We start from the raw sequence: 12,828 nt of genomic DNA, 5'->3' as shown, positions 1-12,828 counted from the left end.
ATGTCGCCCCCCTCGCCTGTCCCTTGCCTTTATCCTGCCGCCGTCTTCATCACCCGGTAGGCCCCCAGCGCCCGCTCGCGCCCCTCGACATGGCTGACGAGCATGTCGGGATAACCGGTCCTGTGGCGGATCAGGGGTGAGGGATCGTGGATCTCATCGCCCTCCACTTGCGACAGTTCGGGCACCCATTGGCGGATATAGTCCCCGGCGTTGAACTTGTCCGACTGGGTCAGCGGCGCCATGATGCGGGTGAACTGGTTGGCATCCACGCCAGAGCCCGCCGACCACTGCCAGTTGACGCTGTTCTGCGCGTAATCGGCATCGACCAGCGTGTCCCAGAACCAGCATTCGCCCGCGCGCCAGTCGATGCCCAGATGCTTGATGAGCAGGCTCGCGACGATCATGCGCACGCGGTTGTGCATCCAGCCGGTGTGCCACAGCTGGCGCATCCCGGCGTCCACGATGGGATAGCCGGTGCGGCCATGCTCCCAGGCGTGGAGATCGTCGAGATCGTCACGCCAGGGGAAATGCTCGAAGGCGGGGTTGGCGGAGCGGGCGCCGTAATCGGGCATGGTGGTGATCTGGTTCTGCGCATAGTCGCGCCAGCCCAGTTCGGAGCGGAAGATCTGCGCGCCCTCGCTCTCGTCATCCTCCAGCGCGTGCCAGCATTGGGCCGGGCTGATCTCGCCAAAGGCCAGATGGGGCGAGAGGCGGCTGGTGCCTTCCCGAGAGGGCAGGTTGCGCGCCTCGCCATAGTGGCGGGCCTCGTCGATAAAATCGCGCAGGCGGGTGTGGGCGCCCTTTTCACCGGGCGTCCATTCCGCGCGGAAGCCTGCGGCCCAGTCGGGTTTGGTGGGCAGCAGATTCCAGTCGGCCAGATCCTCGCTTTTGGGCCAATGGGCGGGCGCGGGGATATGGCGGGGTTTCGCGACGGGCGGCGGGGGCGGCATATGCTGCTGCAGGGCCCGCCAGAAGGGCGTGTAGATGCGATAGGGGGTGCCCGCGCCGCTAGTCACGCTGCCGGGAGGCGCAAGGTAATTGCCGTGGTGCAGCTGCAGGTCCAGCCCGGCCTTGACCACCGCCTTTTCGGCATTGAGCCACCATGGTTCGTGGTGATGCAGCGCGTGAACGGTCTGCGCGCCGGTTTCTTTCGCCAGTTGCGCCAGTACGTCTTCGCTGCGCCCCTGCCGCAGGATCAGGCGGCTGCCATGCTGCAGCAAATCCTGCGACAGGCTCTCCAGCGAGCCATGCAGCCACCAGCGGCTCGCCCCGCCCATCTTGCGGTGGCGCGGGGTTTCATCGTCCAGCACATAGACCGGGATCACCGGCGATCCGCTGTCCACGGCGGCGCGCAGGGCGGGCTGGTCGGCCAGCCGCAGATCGCGGCGCAGCCAGAGGAGGACGGGTTTGCTCATCCCTTCGAGCTAGGGACAAGAACGGAGGATGACAGTATGCCCTTTAGGGCAGGTTTTACGCGGTCAGCCCAGATCCACAGCCCCGCCATGATTGACGATATCGCCGCCGACAAAGCCATGGACGCGCACCTGCGCGCCCTGCTGCACGGTAAGGTCGCCCTTGACCCAGCCATGGACCTCCAGCTGGGCGCCCTCGCTGACGGTCACATCGCCCTTGATCATGCCCTGCAAGCGCAGCCTCGCGCCCGGAGCGATGGTGGCATCGCCTTTCATGATGCCATCAAAGGTGCTGCTGCCTTCGAAGGTGTGACTGCCGCCAATCATCGGTCCCATACGCCTGTCCTTGCCGAGTCATTGATATGGTGAACTATATCACCAATACACATGGCCGCAAGAGGTGCTAGCCCTCCACCCGCCATGTCTGACCCTTGCCGAGCAGCTTGCGCAGATCGGTGCTTTTGCCCACGCGCGCCCGCGCATCCTGCGCCAGCATCTCATCCTCATAGGTCGGGCGGGGATCGTCATAGATCACGCCCAGCGCCACGGGGAACAGGTCCATCGGCAGCTCGACCAGCATATGGGCAAGGCTGCGGTTGGTGACATCATGGGTGATCACCCCTGCCCCCTGCCAGTCACTCTCCACCACATCGACAATCTTCAGAGTCAGCTTCTGCGCATCCAGAGCGATGCCCTGCGTGCCCTTGTTGAACAGCATCGGCTCGCCATGCTTGAGCCAGAGCTGCTTTTCCGCCGCCACCGCCTTCTCGGTGAAATCGGCAAAACGGTCCTTGTTGTAGACGATGCAGTTCTGGAAGATCTCCACAAAAGCCGCGCCGCGATGAGCATGCGCCGCCTTCAGCACCTCTCCCAACGCCTTCGACGTATCATAGCCCCGCGCCACAAACCGCGCGCCCGCCCCCAGCGCAAAGGCGCAAGGCAGAGCAGGCCGGTCCACCGATCCCAGCGGTGTTGTCGGGCTCTGCGTGCCGGGACGGCTGGTGGGCGAATATTGCCCCTTGGTCAGGCCGTAGATCTCGTTGTTGAACAGCATGATCTGGGCATCGATGTTCCGGCGCAGGAAATGCATCGTGTGATTGCCGCCAATCGACATGCCATCGCCATCACCGGTCACCAGCCAGAGATCGAGCTGAGGGTTGGCCAGCTTGATCCCCGTGGCCACCGCAGGGGCGCGCCCGTGGATCGTGTGGAAGCCATAGGAGGCCATGTAATAGGGAAACCGGCTGGAACACCCGATCCCGCTGACGAACACGGTGTTGGCCGGATCGACGCCCAGTTCAGGCAGCACCCGCTGCATGGCCTTGAGGATCGCATAGTCGCCGCAACCGGGGCACCAGCGCACCTCCTGATCCGATTCCCAATCCTTGAGGGTGGTGGTCATCTGGTTCATCGGCGGTCCCCTAGGCCAGTGCAGCATCGATGGCGGCTTCGATCTCGGCGATGGTGAAGGGCTGGCCCGACACCTTGTTGAGCGGCCGCGCATCGACCAGATATTGATCGCGCAGCACCGTCTTGAACTGGCCGGTGTTCATCTCGGGCACCAGCACCTTGCCATAGCCGCGCAGCAGATCGCCCAGATTGGCGGGCAGCGGCCAGAGATGGCGGACATGGATATGGCTGACATCCAGCCCCCGGCCCCGCGCCCGGCGCACCGCCTGACGGATCGGCCCATAGGTGCTGCCCCAGCCGACGATCACCAGCCTGCCGCCCTCGCCGCCCTGATCCACCGCCTGCGCCGGGATATGGCGGGCGATGCCGTCCACCTTCTCCTTGCGGGCATCGGTCTGGAGCTGATGGGTGGCGGGGGCGTAATCCAGGTCACCGGTATCCACCGCCTTCTCGATGCCGCCGATCCGGTGCATCAGGCCGGGGGTGCCGGGTCTGATCCATGGGCGCACGCCTTTGTCGTCGCGCTTGTAGGGCAGAACCTTGCCGTCCCCACCGTTGGCCTCCGTGAGGAATTGCGCGGGGAAGGGCTTGAAAGTGTCCGGGTCCGGCACCTGCCAAGGCTCGGCGGCATTGGCGATATAGCCATCGGTCAGCAGCATCACCGGGGTCATGAACTGGGTGGCGATGCGGCAGGCCTCGATGGCGCATTCAAACGCATCGGCGGGCGAGCGGGCCGCGATCACCGGCATCGGCGTATCGCCATTGCGGCCATAGATCGCCTGATAGAGATCGCTCTGCTCGGTCTTGGTGGGGAGACCCGTGGAGGGCCCGCCGCGCTGGGAATTGACGACCACCAGCGGCAGTTCGGTCATCACCGCCAGCCCCATCGCCTCGCCCTTGAGCGCAATGCCCGGCCCCGAGGACGACGTCACCCCAAGCGCTCCGGCATAGGCCGCGCCCAACGCCGAAGCGATGGCCGCAATCTCATCCTCGGCCTGAAAGGTGGTGACGCCGAACTCCTTCATCTTCGTGAGGTGGTGCAGGATCGCCGAGGCAGGCGTGATCGGATAGCCGCCGAAGAACATCGGCAGATCGGCCAGTTGGGCGCCCGTCACCAGCCCCAGGCTGATCGCCTCCGCGCCCGTGATGGTGCGATAGAGCCCCGGCGCGGAGGGCACCGGATCGATATGCAGCTTGCGAACCTGCCCGCCGATCTCGGCGGTTTCGCCATAGGCATGCCCGGCGTTCAGCGCGGCGATGTTGGCCTCGGCCAGCAGGGGGGCCTTGGCGAATTTGTCCTTCAGCCACTGGATCAGCGGCGCGCGATCCCGGTCGAACATCCAGAGCGCCAGACCCAGCGTCCACATGTTCTTGCAGCGCAGCGCCTCCTTGTTGCCGAGACCGAAGGGCTTCACCGCCTCCAGAGTCAGCGCGCTGATGTCAAAGGCCAGCAGGGCCCAGCGAGCAAGGCTGCCATCCTCCAGCGGATTGGCGTCATAATGGGCCTTGTCGAGGTTGCGGCGGTTGAACTCGCCCGAATCGGCGATGATCAGCCCCCCCAGCCTGAGATGCGCCACATTGGTTTTCAGCGCGGCGGGGTTCATCGCCACCAGCACATCGGGCTGGTCGCCCGCCGTGGAAATCTCGCTGCTGCCGAAGTTGATCTGGAACGCCGAGACGCCGAAGAGCGTCCCCTGCGGCGCGCGAATCTCGGCAGGAAAATCGGGGAAGGTCGCCAGATCATTGCCCGACAGCGCGGTGGAAAGCGTGAACTGCCCGCCCGTCATCTGCATCCCATCGCCCGAATCGCCCGCGAAACGCACGACAACGGCTTCGGGCACGGCTTCGGAACTTTCATCGATCGAGCGCGCAATCACATTCATCGTGATCCATCCCTCATCGCAGGGCATGGCGTGTCCATGCCCGTGAGGTCCGCGCCTTGACTCTGGCCGATCCGCCTCTTCCCATGCCGGGCTGTTCTTGCACGCCCGTGCCAAACGCGGAGCCATCCAGTTTTCTGTCAGCCGCCAAACCGCCCACGAATCAAAAACCCTTGAGGCTGGCTAGTCAAGCGCCAATCCACCGTTTAAGGGCCGCCTTTCGCGATTTTTCAGCAAGACAAAACCGCGTTTTCCAGACTATCAAAGGTTCCACACAGGGGGCCCCAAGGCAGCGAAAGCATGAATGATTTTACCCACCTTCCCTATCGCCCTTGTGTCGGGGTGATGCTGGTCAACGCCGCCGGTCAGGTGTTCGTCGGCCAGCGCATCGACCAGCGCGAGAACAGCGGTGGCCATGAAGGCGATTTCTGGCAGATGCCGCAGGGCGGCGTCGACGATGGCGAGGATCTGCGCGCCGCCGTCTGGCGCGAACTGGCCGAGGAAACCGGCGTGCGCGAGGAGCAGGGCGTGATCCTGGCCCAGACCCGCGACGAGCTGCTCTATGACCTGCCCGACGAGCTGATCGGCAAGCTGTGGAAGGGCAAGTACCGCGGCCAGCGCCAGCACTGGTTCCTGATCCGCTTCACCGGGCAGGACAATGACATCGATCTGGACGCCCATGATCCGGCCGAATTCTGCGACTGGAAATGGGTGAACCCGGAGGCTCTGCCCGACCTGATCGTGCCCTTCAAGAAGCGCGTCTACCGCTCGGTTCTGGAAGAGTTCAAGGCGCTGATCTGATCGCGCCGGATGTATGAAAAAAGCCGGGGCGCCTGATGGCTGCCCCGGCTTTTTTGTGTTTTCTGTGCAGGCCCGATCAGTTCTTCACGACACTCGCCGCGCCAGCCGCCGGATCGGCGCTGACCACATGGGCCACAGCCGGCGTGACCTGCGCCTGAGCCTGCGAAGCCTGCGCCGCCGTCAGCGCAGAGGCCAGATTGCGCGCGGGCGGGCAGCCATCGCCGCAGATCGCCTCAAGCCGGGCCAGATTGCGCTTGGCCTTGTCGAAGGCCCCCTTCTGCGCCAGCGCCTGACCTTCACCGGCCAGAGCATCCAGGTTGGCCGGATCGCGCGCCAGCACCGCGCGGTAATAATGCAGCGCCTTGCCCGGCATCGCCTGATGGCGCGCCACATCGGCCAGATCCATCACCAGCACCGCGCTGCCCGGCGAAATCGCCAGCGCGGCTTCGAAACCGTCGGTCGCCCGGTCCAGATCGCCAGCGGCCAGAGCCATCTTGCCCTGAGCCTCCAGCGCGGCGGCGCGCGGATCGAGCACCTCGGGCGTGGCGCTTTGTCCTGCACTGGCCGTCAGAGCGGCAAGGGCCGAGAGGACCAGCGCAACCGGGGCATAACGCATGACTTTTTCCTTGAACGTACTGGGGCTTTCACGCCTGTGTATGGACATCGTCTCCGACATGGAACCCGATGCTATCACACGCGTTTAAGGCGCGCGACGAAAAATCCGTCCGTGCCGTCGCGCGCGGGCGTCATCCTGACGCCTGCCCCGTGCGGCTGGCCAGCGCCCAGATCCAAAGCTTCGGCCTGCCAGCGCGAATCGCGCTTCAGAAAAGCCTGCACCTGATCCGCTCCTTCCGCATCCAGCAGCGAGCAGGTCACGAAAATGATCCGCCCGCCCGGCTTCACCAGCGTGGCGGCAATATCCAGCAAACGGCTCTGAATGCCCGTCACGCGGGCCAGTTCCTTTTCGGAAAGCCGCCAGCGCGCCTCGGGATTGCGCCGCCATGTGCCGGTGCCGCTGCACGGCGCATCGATCAGCACCGCATCCGCCGTGCCCGCCAGATCGGCCAGCGCCTCTGCCTCACGGTTGGGGTTCATCAGCAAGGTCTCGATCAGCGGAGCCCCGGCGCGCTCGGCCCTCGGCGCCAGACGCTGCAACCGCGCGCGATCGACATCGCAGGCCACCAGCCGACCTTTACCGGCCATGCTCGCCGCCAGCGCCAGAGTCTTGCCCCCCGCCCCGGCGCACAAATCCACCACGGTTTCGCCCGGCAGCGCCGCCACCGCCTCGCAGGTCAGCTGGGAGCCGCCATCCTGCACCTCGACCAGCCCCTGTTCGTAAGCCTCCCAGCTTTCGACCGGCGTGTTGGCGGGAAAGCGCAGCCCATAGCGCGCGGGCAGAGGCTCGCCCTCCACCGGCAGCACCAGCCCGTCGCGCTCCGCCTTCAACGCATTGACCCGCACATCGAGCGGCGCCCGGTCCAGCAGCGCCAGCGCCTCCTCCCCGGAAACCCCGCTGCTTTCCAGAGCCCGCTCCAGCCACGCCGGAGCCACGCCGCCCTGCGCCACAGGTTCTGCCGGATCGATGGGCTCGGGCGCATGCCGCCCGCCATCGAACAGGCTGGCCAGCGCTTCGTTGGCCTGAACCAGCTTCAACATCGCTGCGCGCCCACTTTCGGGGATCGGCCCGCAGGCGCGAATGGCGTTGTAGACCAGATCCCGCACCGCGCGCCGGTCCTTCGATCCGGCAAAGCGGCGGGTGCGAAACCACTCGCTGAACACCCTGTCCGCCGGAGCGCCACCCGCCTTCGCCGCGGCAATCACCGCGTCGAGAATCTCAATGGCGGCTTGGACGCGGGCAGCAGGGGTCATGTTGAAGATGTTACCAGATAAGGAGAAAAAGAAAATGCGAGGGTGTTACACCCTCGCGCACCCGGAACGTCTTCCGGCGAAACGGCAGTGGCTCCGCAACGCAGCGCCCCGCCTCTCCACCTGCGCCACCTTACCGCGCCGCAGCCTATAGATTCCTGCCTGCGGCGCCGCGACCTTCAGCAAGGCCGAACCCGATGCGCGACGCAGACAAATAATGGGAGCGCGAGGGGATAATCCCCTCGCACCTACCCCTTCAAACCTTCTTACCGCGTCGGGTAATTCGGCGCCTCGCGGGTGATCGTCACGTCGTGAACGTGGCTTTCCTTCAGGCCCGCATTGGTGATCTGGATGAACTTCGACTTCGTGCGCAGATCCTCGATCGTCGCCGAACCCGTATAGCCCATCGCCGCCTTCACGCCGCCAACCAGCTGGTGGACCACATCCTTGGCGGGGCCCTTGTAGGGCACCTGACCCTCGATGCCCTCGGGGACCAGCTTCATCTGGTCCTTGATGTCCTGCTGGAAGTAACGGTCGGCCGAGCCGCGCGCCATCGCGCCCACCGAGCCCATGCCGCGATAGGCCTTATAGGCGCGGCCCTGATAGATGAAGGTCTCGCCCGGCGCTTCCTCGGTGCCCGCCAGCAGCGAGCCGACCATGATCGAGCTGGCGCCAGCGGCCAGAGCCTTGGCCGCGTCACCGCTGGTGCGCAGGCCGCCGTCGCCGATCACGGGCACGCCGTGCTTGCTGGCTTCCTCGGCGCTTTCCATGATGGCGGTCAGCTGGGGCACGCCCACGCCCGCCACGATGCGCGTGGTGCAGATCGAGCCCGGCCCGATGCCCACCTTCACGCCATCGGCACCCGCGCCGATCAGCGCCTTGGTGGCCTCGGCGGTCGCGACGTTGCCGGCGATGACCTGAGCGTTGGGGTTCATCTTCTTCACGCGCTCGACAGCGCGGGCCACGTCGCGGTTATGGCCGTGGGCGGTGTCGATGATGACCACGTCGCACTCGGCATCGAGCAGCGCCTCGGTGCGGGCGAAGCCCTTGTCGCCCACGGTCGTGGCGGCGGCAACGCGCAGGCGGCCGGCGGCATCCTTGGTGGCGCTGGGGTAGTTCACCGCCTTCTCGATGTCCTTCACGGTGATGAGGCCGACGCACTTATAGGCATCGTCCACCACCAGCAGCTTCTCGATGCGGCGGGCATGGAGCAGGCGGCGGGCTTCCTCCTGCGAGACGCCGGCGCGCACGGTGGCGAGGTTCTCATGCGTCATCAGCTCGCGCACGGGCTGGGCGATGTTGTCGGCAAAACGCACGTCGCGGTGGGTCAGGATGCCGACCAGCTTGCCGCTGCCCTCGACCACGGGGACGCCGTTGATCTTGTGAGCGTTCATCAGCGCCTGCGCCTCGCCCAGCGTGGCGTCGGGCGCGATGGTGATGGGGTTGACGACCATGCCGCTCTCGAAGCGCTTCACGGCGCGAACGGCGGCGGCCTGCTCCTCGATGGTGAGATTGCGGTGCAGCACGCCAATGCCGCCCAGCTGCGCCATGACGATGGCCATATCGGCCTCGGTCACGGTGTCCATGGCGGCGGAGAGCACCGGAATGTTGAGCGCGATGCCCTTGGTAAGGAAGGTGCGCGTGTCGGCCATGGACGGCACGATGTCCGATTCCGCCGGACGCAGCAGCACGTCGTCGAAAGTAAGGCCGAGGGCGATGTCGATGCTAGCCACTATGCGTTGTCCCGCTTTGCGTGGGGCCTGCATGGGGCTGCAAGCCCGTGTCGATTCGTGGCGGCCCATGTAATCAAGCAAATGCCAAAGCGCCAGAGGGCTTTTTGCGGCAGTTTGGTGACAAGGGGTTTGAGCCAGGGATTAAAGAGGAAATGCGAGGGGCCCGGAGCATGTCTCTTGAGACATGCGACCAACAAAAACGCTCCCTCGCGCTCCCATGCCGTCTCCCGACGATGGGGCGTGGCGCCGAATTGTAGCGCCCCGCCTCTCCACCTGCGCCACCTTGCCGCGCCGCAGGCTTGTTATCCCTGCCTGCGGCGCGGCAAACCGGGCGCAAGGCCGAACCCGAGGCGCTGAGGCAGACAGTAAAGGGGGCGCGAGGGTTATGACCCTCGCATGTCCTCTTTACCTTCTTCAGCTCCAGGCGGCTTCAGGCGGCAGGCTCATCAGGATCGCCTCGACATTCCCGCCGGTTTTCAGGCCGAAGGTCGTGCCCCGGTCGTAAACTAGATTGAACTCCGCATAGCGACCGCGCCATTCCAGCTGAGTCTGTTTCTCGGCGGGCGTGTAGGCTGCCGCCATGCGCCGCCGCACGATCTGCGGGAAAATATCAAGGAAGGTCTCCCCCACGGCCTTGGTGAAGGCGAAGTTGGCGTCCCATGCCACCTGATCGGCGCAATCGAGGTGATCGTAGAAAATCCCGCCCACGCCGCGATGCACGCCGCGATGGGGGATGTAGAAATAGTCGTCGGCCCAGGCCTTGAAGCGGTCGTAGTCACCAGGTTCATGGGCATCGCAAGCGGATTTGAAGGCCTCGTGGAAGGCTTGCGTGTCGTCCTCATAGGGGATGGGGGGGTTAAGATCCGCGCCGCCGCCGAACCATGCCTTGGTGGTGGTGAGGAAGCGCGTGTTCATATGAACGGCGGGCACATGCGGGTTGGCCATATGGGCGACAAGGCTGATGCCGGTGGCGGTGAAGCCGGGCTGATCGACACTGGCGCCATTGATGCTGGAGGCAAAGTTGGGCGAGAAGGTGCCGTGGACGGTGGAGACGTTCACCCCCACTTTCTCGAAGATTTTGCCCTTCATCAGGCCGCGCACGCCGCCGCCGGTGTCGCCATCTTCATCGTGGTGAGCGGCGCGTTGCCATGGGGTGTACTCGAAAGAGGCGTCCGATCCGGCCTCGTGCTCGATCGCCTCGAAGGCGCCGCAGATCGCGTCGCGCAGGCTTTCAAACCAGGCGCGGGCCTGTTGCGTGTGGGCGGTCCAGTCGGTCATCGTTCTATCCCATGGGCATCGTGTTTCAACTCGGCGACAGTCGCTTGCCATCCCCCGCGCCGCGCGGCAAGGGTGAGCCATGCTTTCCCCTTCTGTTCCCTCCGATGCTGCCTGCGATGCGAGCGACTTCGGCGCGCCTTTCGCCTTTGCCGGGAGCGAGTGGCGGCTGTCGCCCTGCCGCGCGCTGTGGTGGGCGCAGGAGCAGGCGCTGGTGGTGGCGGACCTCCATCTGGAAAAGGCCAGCTGGTATGCCCAGCATGGCCAGTTCCTGCCCCCTTACGACAGCCGCGAAACGCTGGAGCGCCTGAGCGCCGCGCAGGCCGCAACCGGCGCGCGGCGGATCTATGCGCTGGGCGACAGCTTCCACGACTCGCAGGGGCCGGTGCGGCTCGAATCGGGGGCGGCGGATCTGCTGGCGGCTTTGGCGCGCCAGGCCGAGATCCTGTGGATCACCGGCAATCACGATGAGGGACTGGCGGACAGTCCCCTGCCCGGCACCGTGGCCGAAGAGCTGACCGTGCGCGGCATCGCCCTGCGCCATATCGCCCAGCCCGGCACGCAAGGCCCTGAACTCTCAGGCCATTTTCATCCGAAGCTGCGTTTACGGCTGCAGGGGCGGATGATCTCCCGCCCCTGCGCCGTGGTTGCAGGCAACCGCATGATCCTGCCCGCCCATGGCACGCTGACCGGCGGTTTGGACGCCGCTGCCCCGCCGATCCGCGAGGCTCTGGCGCCCGAACGCAAGCTGGAAGCGCTGGTGACGGCCAGCGGCAAGGTGTTGCGCTTTCCCCTGCCCTGAAAAACCCGATTTTCAGGGCCGATAAGCGGAAAATATCGCTTTGCCGCCTGCAGGAATCGCTTTAAAGAGCATGCAGGTTCGCGCGGCACCAGAGCGCACTCCCGATACGGCTTCGACACTTTGTGTTCGGCCCGGACGGGGGTGCGCTCTGGTGTCGCCCGTTCTTGTATCGGCTACCACAGGAGAGAAGACTATAGCTCCCCCACCCCGGCGCAGTATGGCGCCCCCCGTTAAAAGCGGGCCACGCTTTAACGAATTTATCCAGTCGCCCAAGGTGCGCGTGATCGACGGCGAAGGTGAAAACCTTGGCGTGCTGAACACCCGCGACGCGATTGCGCAGGCCTTCGAGGTCGGGCTCGACCTGGTCGAAGTGTCGCCCAACGCCGATCCGCCGGTCTGCAAGTTCCTTGATGTCGGCAAGTTCCGCTACGAGGCGCAGAAGAAGGCGAATCTCGCCCGCAAGACGCAAAAGACGCAGGAGATCAAAGAGATCAAGATGCGTCCCAACATCGATGACCATGACTACGAAACCAAGATGAAGGCGATGCATCGCTTCATCGAGGAAGGCGACAAGGTCAAGGTGACGCTGCGTTTCCGCGGTCGTGAGCTTTCGCACCAGCAGCTGGGCATGAACCTGCTGCGCCGCGTGCAGGAAGACATCGCCGAGATCGCCAAGGTGGAGGCCTATCCGCGCATGGAAGGCCGCCAGATGCTGATGGTGGTTTCGCCGAAATAAGCGTATAAGACAGGAACCTCGTTCCGCCTGCGGCCGTCTCCGGCCAATCCGGCAGACGGTTCAAGTCTACGAAGAGGCGCCGCTCCCCGTAGGGATGCGGCGCCTTTTTGTTGGCATCGGGCAGGCTGCGTTGCTGCCACGCCCTATCCCCTGGGCTGAAGCAGATCGCCCAGCCCCAGCGCCTCATTTTCATAAACGAAGGTTTCTTCGGGCGACGCCGACGCTTCGCTATCGGCATGCGCAACCGGCGCAACCACCAAAGCCATCGCCATCGCATGGATGGCGATGGAGCGCCTCACACCCCGGCGCCCTTCCAGCTGCGCTGCTCCTCAGCGACGCGCAGCACCTCATAGGCCGCCTGAAGGCCCATGAAGGCCTTGGCCGCCTCGGCATCGTTGGGGCGCACATCGGGATGCACGGCCTTGGCCTTGGTCCGCCACGCCTTGCGCACCGCCTCGAAATCGGCGTCAGGGTCCAGCCCCAGCACCTCCAGCGCCTTCAGCTCATCGCGGCTGCGCGTACCATCGCCCGATCCGGCCCAGCCGTAATAGGCGCTCTCACGATAGCCGCTGTGAGTCTGCTGCTCGGCATGCTCGCGGCTGGCGGCCTCTTCGGCGTCCAGACCGGCGAAATAGTCCCAGCCCGAATTGTACTCGGCAGCATGCTGCTGGCAGAAATACCAGCGGTCCGGATTGTTGGGCGACTTGGGGGCCGGGCAATTGCCGGGCTCTGTGCAGCCCGCACGGTCGCACAGGCGGATCTGCGCCGCCTCGCGCCCAGCCTCATAGCCCCGCCAGCGCGGAAAGCCCCAGTCATTTGATCGACGTGCGCGGTTCATAGTCTGCCATTGTGGGGGGATTCGGGGTTGGGCGCAAGGATTCGGGTGGAAGAAGGTTAAGGGGCAAGGCAGAAG

The 12,828-nt window shown here is 65.3% G+C and carries 13 protein-coding genes; 3 read left to right on the top strand and 10 right to left on the bottom strand.

What is annotated here, in order from left to right:
• Window positions 1–29: 29 nt before the first annotated feature.
• The 4 genes from SR3_RS15615 to SR3_RS15600 form a co-directional block, all read right to left on the bottom strand.
• Entirely contained in the window at window positions 30–1,415 is a 1,386-nt protein-coding gene (locus SR3_RS15615; protein WP_068087980.1) for a cryptochrome/photolyase family protein, read from the bottom strand.
• A 63-nt stretch (window positions 1,416–1,478) separates the two neighbouring features.
• Complete coding sequence (locus SR3_RS15610) at window positions 1,479–1,748, bottom strand: polymer-forming cytoskeletal protein (protein WP_068087977.1); 270 nt, start codon at window positions 1,746–1,748, stop codon at window positions 1,479–1,481.
• 67 nt (window positions 1,749–1,815) lie between these two features.
• Window positions 1,816–2,823 carry a 2-oxoacid:ferredoxin oxidoreductase subunit beta gene (locus SR3_RS15605; RefSeq protein WP_068087974.1) on the bottom strand — a complete coding sequence of 336 codons (1,008 nt, stop codon included), beginning with the start codon at window positions 2,821–2,823 and terminating at the stop codon, window positions 1,816–1,818.
• A 10-nt stretch (window positions 2,824–2,833) separates the two neighbouring features.
• Entirely contained in the window at window positions 2,834–4,705 is a 1,872-nt protein-coding gene (locus SR3_RS15600) for a 2-oxoacid:acceptor oxidoreductase subunit alpha (RefSeq protein WP_068088085.1), read from the bottom strand.
• Between the two features lie 297 nt (window positions 4,706–5,002).
• Here SR3_RS15600 and SR3_RS15595 point away from each other — a divergent pair, with 297 nt between their 5' ends.
• Window positions 5,003–5,503, top strand: a complete 501-nt coding sequence (locus SR3_RS15595) for an RNA pyrophosphohydrolase (RefSeq protein ID WP_068087972.1) — start codon at window positions 5,003–5,005, stop codon at window positions 5,501–5,503.
• A 76-nt stretch (window positions 5,504–5,579) separates the two neighbouring features.
• Here the strand turns inward: SR3_RS15595 and SR3_RS15590 are convergent, their stop codons facing one another.
• From SR3_RS15590 to hemF, 4 genes are all read right to left on the bottom strand, one after another.
• A complete protein-coding gene (locus tag SR3_RS15590; RefSeq protein ID WP_068087967.1) occupies window positions 5,580–6,119 on the bottom strand; it encodes a tetratricopeptide repeat protein in 540 nt (179 codons plus the stop codon).
• Window positions 6,120–6,193: 74 nt separating this feature from the next.
• A complete protein-coding gene (locus SR3_RS15585) occupies window positions 6,194–7,372 on the bottom strand; it encodes an RsmB/NOP family class I SAM-dependent RNA methyltransferase (protein ID WP_068087965.1) in 1,179 nt (392 codons plus the stop codon).
• A gap of 263 nt (window positions 7,373–7,635) precedes the next feature.
• Window positions 7,636–9,093: an IMP dehydrogenase gene (gene guaB, locus SR3_RS15580; RefSeq protein WP_068088082.1), complete on the bottom strand. Its 1,458-nt coding sequence runs from the start codon at window positions 9,091–9,093 to the stop codon at window positions 7,636–7,638.
• Window positions 9,094–9,516: 423 nt separating this feature from the next.
• Complete coding sequence (hemF, locus tag SR3_RS15575; RefSeq protein WP_068087962.1) at window positions 9,517–10,380, bottom strand: oxygen-dependent coproporphyrinogen oxidase; 864 nt, start codon at window positions 10,378–10,380, stop codon at window positions 9,517–9,519.
• A gap of 79 nt (window positions 10,381–10,459) precedes the next feature.
• On the opposite strand from hemF, the gene pdeM reads away from it, so the two are divergent.
• Together pdeM and infC are read left to right on the top strand one after the other, a co-directional pair.
• Window positions 10,460–11,179 (top strand): ligase-associated DNA damage response endonuclease PdeM, encoded by a 720-nt coding sequence (gene pdeM, locus SR3_RS15570; protein WP_068087959.1) that lies wholly within the window; start codon window positions 10,460–10,462, stop codon window positions 11,177–11,179.
• A 217-nt stretch (window positions 11,180–11,396) separates the two neighbouring features.
• Window positions 11,397–11,915 carry a translation initiation factor IF-3 gene (gene infC, locus SR3_RS15565; RefSeq protein WP_068087956.1) on the top strand — a complete coding sequence of 173 codons (519 nt, stop codon included), beginning with the start codon at window positions 11,397–11,399 and terminating at the stop codon, window positions 11,913–11,915.
• Between the two features lie 143 nt (window positions 11,916–12,058).
• Here the strand turns inward: infC and SR3_RS31355 are convergent, their stop codons facing one another.
• Window positions 12,059–12,214 carry a hypothetical protein gene (locus SR3_RS31355; protein WP_157098882.1) on the bottom strand — a complete coding sequence of 52 codons (156 nt, stop codon included), beginning with the start codon at window positions 12,212–12,214 and terminating at the stop codon, window positions 12,059–12,061.
• Window positions 12,211–12,753, bottom strand: coding sequence for a J domain-containing protein (locus SR3_RS15560; RefSeq protein ID WP_068087953.1), 543 nt, complete (start codon window positions 12,751–12,753; stop codon window positions 12,211–12,213). The genes SR3_RS31355 and SR3_RS15560 overlap by 4 nt, the downstream gene beginning before the upstream one ends.
• Window positions 12,754–12,828 lie beyond the last annotated feature (75 nt).

Origin of the sequence: Novosphingobium rosa NBRC 15208, assembly GCF_001598555.1 — a bacterium.
GTDB classification, from domain to species: Bacteria; Pseudomonadota; Alphaproteobacteria; order Sphingomonadales; family Sphingomonadaceae; genus Novosphingobium; species Novosphingobium rosa.
Note: the sequence above shows the minus strand (reverse complement) of the source record. Positions and strands in the feature narration are given on the sequence as shown.